Genomic DNA, 3,566 nt, shown 5'->3' with positions numbered 1-3,566 from the left:
CGACTACGCTCGGGATGACAATTTAGGATATCCTGCGCACTTTCGTAAGACCAGTCATCCCGACCTTTTGGAGGGAACTTTGAATAACTATCAAAGTAATTCATTACCTGATTGAACGATCAAATATTTAGAGTTAACTTAAATAAAAAGTGTCTTTGGTAAGTCAGAGTCAGGTTAAGATCCTAGAAGAAAAACTATATGTCAGACAATAAAATACAGGTACAGCCGCCAGAAAAACATACAGGCATAAAATTAACGACACCAAAACGTGTTGCAGGAGGTTTGCCAGCTATAACCTCTTCAATGAAACATGTCTATGGAGAAGTGGGTGTGGTTGCAGGTACCAAAGCTATGCTCAACCTTAACCAGTTTAAAGGATTTGATTGCCCTGGTTGTGCCTGGCCCGATCCTGACGAAGACAGATCCATTGTCGAATTCTGTGAAAACGGGGCCAAAGCAGTAGCCGAAGAGGCAACAACCGCCAAAGTAGATGCCGAGTTCTTCAAACAATACTCAGTACAGGAGCTTTCTCACTGGTCTGATTATGACATCGGAAAGAGTGGGAGGGTAGTTGAGCCAATGATAATTCGCGAAGGATCATCTCATTACGAACCAATAAGCTGGCAAGACGCTTTTGCTCATATAGCAAAAAAACTAAACGACCTCTCATCACCAGATGAGGCAATATTTTATACTTCAGGCCGTACCAGCAATGAGGCTGCGTTTTTATATCAGTTATTTGTCAGACAATATGGTACCAATAATCTGCCTGACTGTTCAAATATGTGCCATGAGTCGAGTGGCTCAGGGTTATCAGAAACCGTGGGTATAGGCAAAGGTTCAGTAAAGCTAGACGATTTTTACAAAGCTGAGGTGATTGTAATTATGGGGCAAAACCCTGGTACAAATCACCCTAGGATGCTCACAGCACTACAGAAAGCCAAAGACAATGGGGCTAAGATTATTTCAGTTAATCCATTGCCTGAAACAGGTTTGATGAAATTTCAACACCCTCAAAATCCTTTGGATATGCTGGGTTCTGGTACCGCACTCACTGACCTGTTTTTGCAGGTAAGAGTTAATGGAGATGTTCCTTTATTAAAGGCAATTATGAAAATGCTCATAGCCAAAGACGAAAGTGAGGGAGGTGTGTTAGATCATGAATTTATAAAAGAGCAAACAGCGCATTATGAGGCTTTTTTAGAAAACCTCAAGAACGAAGATTTAGACGCACTGATCGCACAGACAAGTCTTTCTAAAGCCGACATAGAAGAGGCGGCAGATTTACTTTCAAGTAGTAATAAAATCATAGTTTGCTGGGCAATGGGCCTTACACAGCATAAAAATGCGGTTGACAATATAAGAGAGATTGTAAACCTATTACTTCTCAAAGGTAGCATTGGTAAACCAGGTGCTGGTACGTGCCCTGTCCGTGGGCATAGCAATGTACAAGGCGACCGCACAGTTGGTATTTGGGAGAAACTGGTGCCTAAGTTTGCGGAAAAATTAAAGTCTCATTTCAATTTTGAACCACCAAAAAAGGATGGGTATGATGTAGTCGAATCGATCAAAGCCATGGGCGAAGGTAGAGCAAAGGTGTTCTTTGCGATGGGAGGGAATTTTCTTTCAGCTACTCCAGATACTGAATATACGGCCAAAGCATTGCAGCAATGCGATTTAACGGTTCATGTATCTACAAAACTTAACAGAAGTCATTTGGTGCATGGTAAAGAAGCCCTTATCCTTCCATGCCTGGGTCGTACCGAACAGGATAAGCAAGATTCAGGTAATCAGTTTGTAACGGTAGAAAACTCAACAGGTGTCGTGCATAAATCGCAGGGAGGGAAGAAGCCTGTCTCTGAACACTTATTGAGTGAGCCAAAAATAGTGGCAGAATTGGCGAAAGCCACTTTAAAAAACAAAACAACTGTGGATTGGGACAAGCTCGTAGCTAATTATGATCACATAAGAGATGCTATAGAAGCTACGATCGATGGCTTCGATAATTACAACCAACGCGTGAGAAGAGCTGGTGGGTTTTACCTGCCCAATGGCGCAAGAGAGGGTGATTTCAAAACCGACACTGGCAAAGCCAATTTCACCATCAACGAGGTGCCGGATCACAAGTTGAAGAACGAAGAATACCTCATGATGACGATAAGAAGTCATGATCAGTATAATACTACAATCTACGGTTTACACGACCGCTACCGAGGGATTCATAACGAGCGTAGGATTATTTTAATGAATACGGATGACATGTCGGCCGCTAATTTGAAGGAAAAAGATATCGTTGATTTATATAGCAAATATGATGGAATCGAAAGGTCAGCCAAAGGATTTATAGTTGTGCCATACAGTATTCCTGGTAGATGTGTTGCTACTTATTTTCCTGAAGCAAATCCGTTGGTGCCGCATAATCATTACGCACGAGGAAGTAAAACTCCTATTTCTAAATCGGTGATTATATCTATAAAAAGACGCGACTAATTGTAGTACTTTTTTGATATATAATACGGGGTCATTTGCTATATTTAGCAAAATGAGGGCACTCACTTTTTTATTTTTATTGCTTTCTTCCTCTTTTTTGAAAGCACAATCTTTTCAGCAAATAGCCTATGGAGTTGAGGAAGGTCTTGTTACTCATCTAGTTAAGAGTGCCGAGTTTGATGCTTACGGGTTTCTGTGGATTGGCACTGATGAAGGCCTCGTGCGCTATGATGGCCGCTCCTTTCAAAACTATGCAGAAGCAACACCGAGTCGTTATATAAAGAAAGTCATAGCATATGATGATGATTTGTATGCAGTAAGCGATCTGGGCATAACAAAAATTTTAGCTGGGGTAGATACAGTAGGTTTTGAGACCATCATCAAAGGAAGCCGCTCCAAAGTAGATTCTCTAATTTGGTTTCCCAAAGATTTATATAAGGACAGTGAAGGTGTTTTTTGGGTTCCCGAGCCCGGAAGTATTGTGAGGTTACATCAGGGGCGTGTAGAACGATTCGAATTCCCGGATCACGATACTTCAATTAGTTTTTTCAGATCATTTTCTATTTTCGAAGTAAATGGTCTCGTACATACCATTTCTCACACCGGTCGTTTATACCGATTTGACTACGATCAGAATGCATTTACTTTAGTGAGTGATGAATTCACCAATGAAATTAATGGTGTAAATGTAGTATATCCTTACGATCAAAATAATGTTATTATTGGCTGTTTATCAGGACTTTACAAAGTAAAAATTGAGCCAGATGGAATGTCAATCGAAAAACAACAGCTCTATATCAATGAAGTGTCTAGCATTATAGCTTATCAAGGTCAAATACTAGTAGGCAACTACGGTAAAAGCTTGTTATTTCTTGATCAGGATTTGAATATCCAAAAGAGGGTTAATGTATTTAAGACCAATGATATCACACATACCCCGGAGGGTAATATTTGGATATCATCTGACGAAGGTATGGTGCTGCTTAAGAAAAATTATTTCCATACGATAAATGAAGAGCCACATTACATAGAATCCATTTTGCCGCAAGATGAGAATATATATTACTGTTTTAAAA

At 40.2% G+C, this 3,566-nt stretch carries 2 protein-coding genes; both read left to right on the top strand.

The annotated features are described in order from the left end of the window. Positions 1-198 precede the first annotated feature (198 nt). The gene (locus E1176_RS04005) at positions 199-2,490 is read left to right on the top strand and encodes an FdhF/YdeP family oxidoreductase (RefSeq protein ID WP_155209282.1); all 2,292 of its coding nucleotides are present in this window, start codon (positions 199-201) and stop codon (positions 2,488-2,490) included. Between the two features lie 52 nt (positions 2,491-2,542). Next, positions 2,543-3,566: ligand-binding sensor domain-containing protein (locus E1176_RS04000; RefSeq protein ID WP_155209281.1), on the top strand; the 1,024-nt coding region annotated here is incomplete at its 3' end.

This window comes from Fulvivirga aurantia (assembly GCF_009711475.1).
GTDB lineage: Bacteria > Bacteroidota > Bacteroidia > Cytophagales > Cyclobacteriaceae > Fulvivirga > Fulvivirga aurantia.
This window is presented reverse-complemented; position numbering and strand designations above follow the sequence as displayed.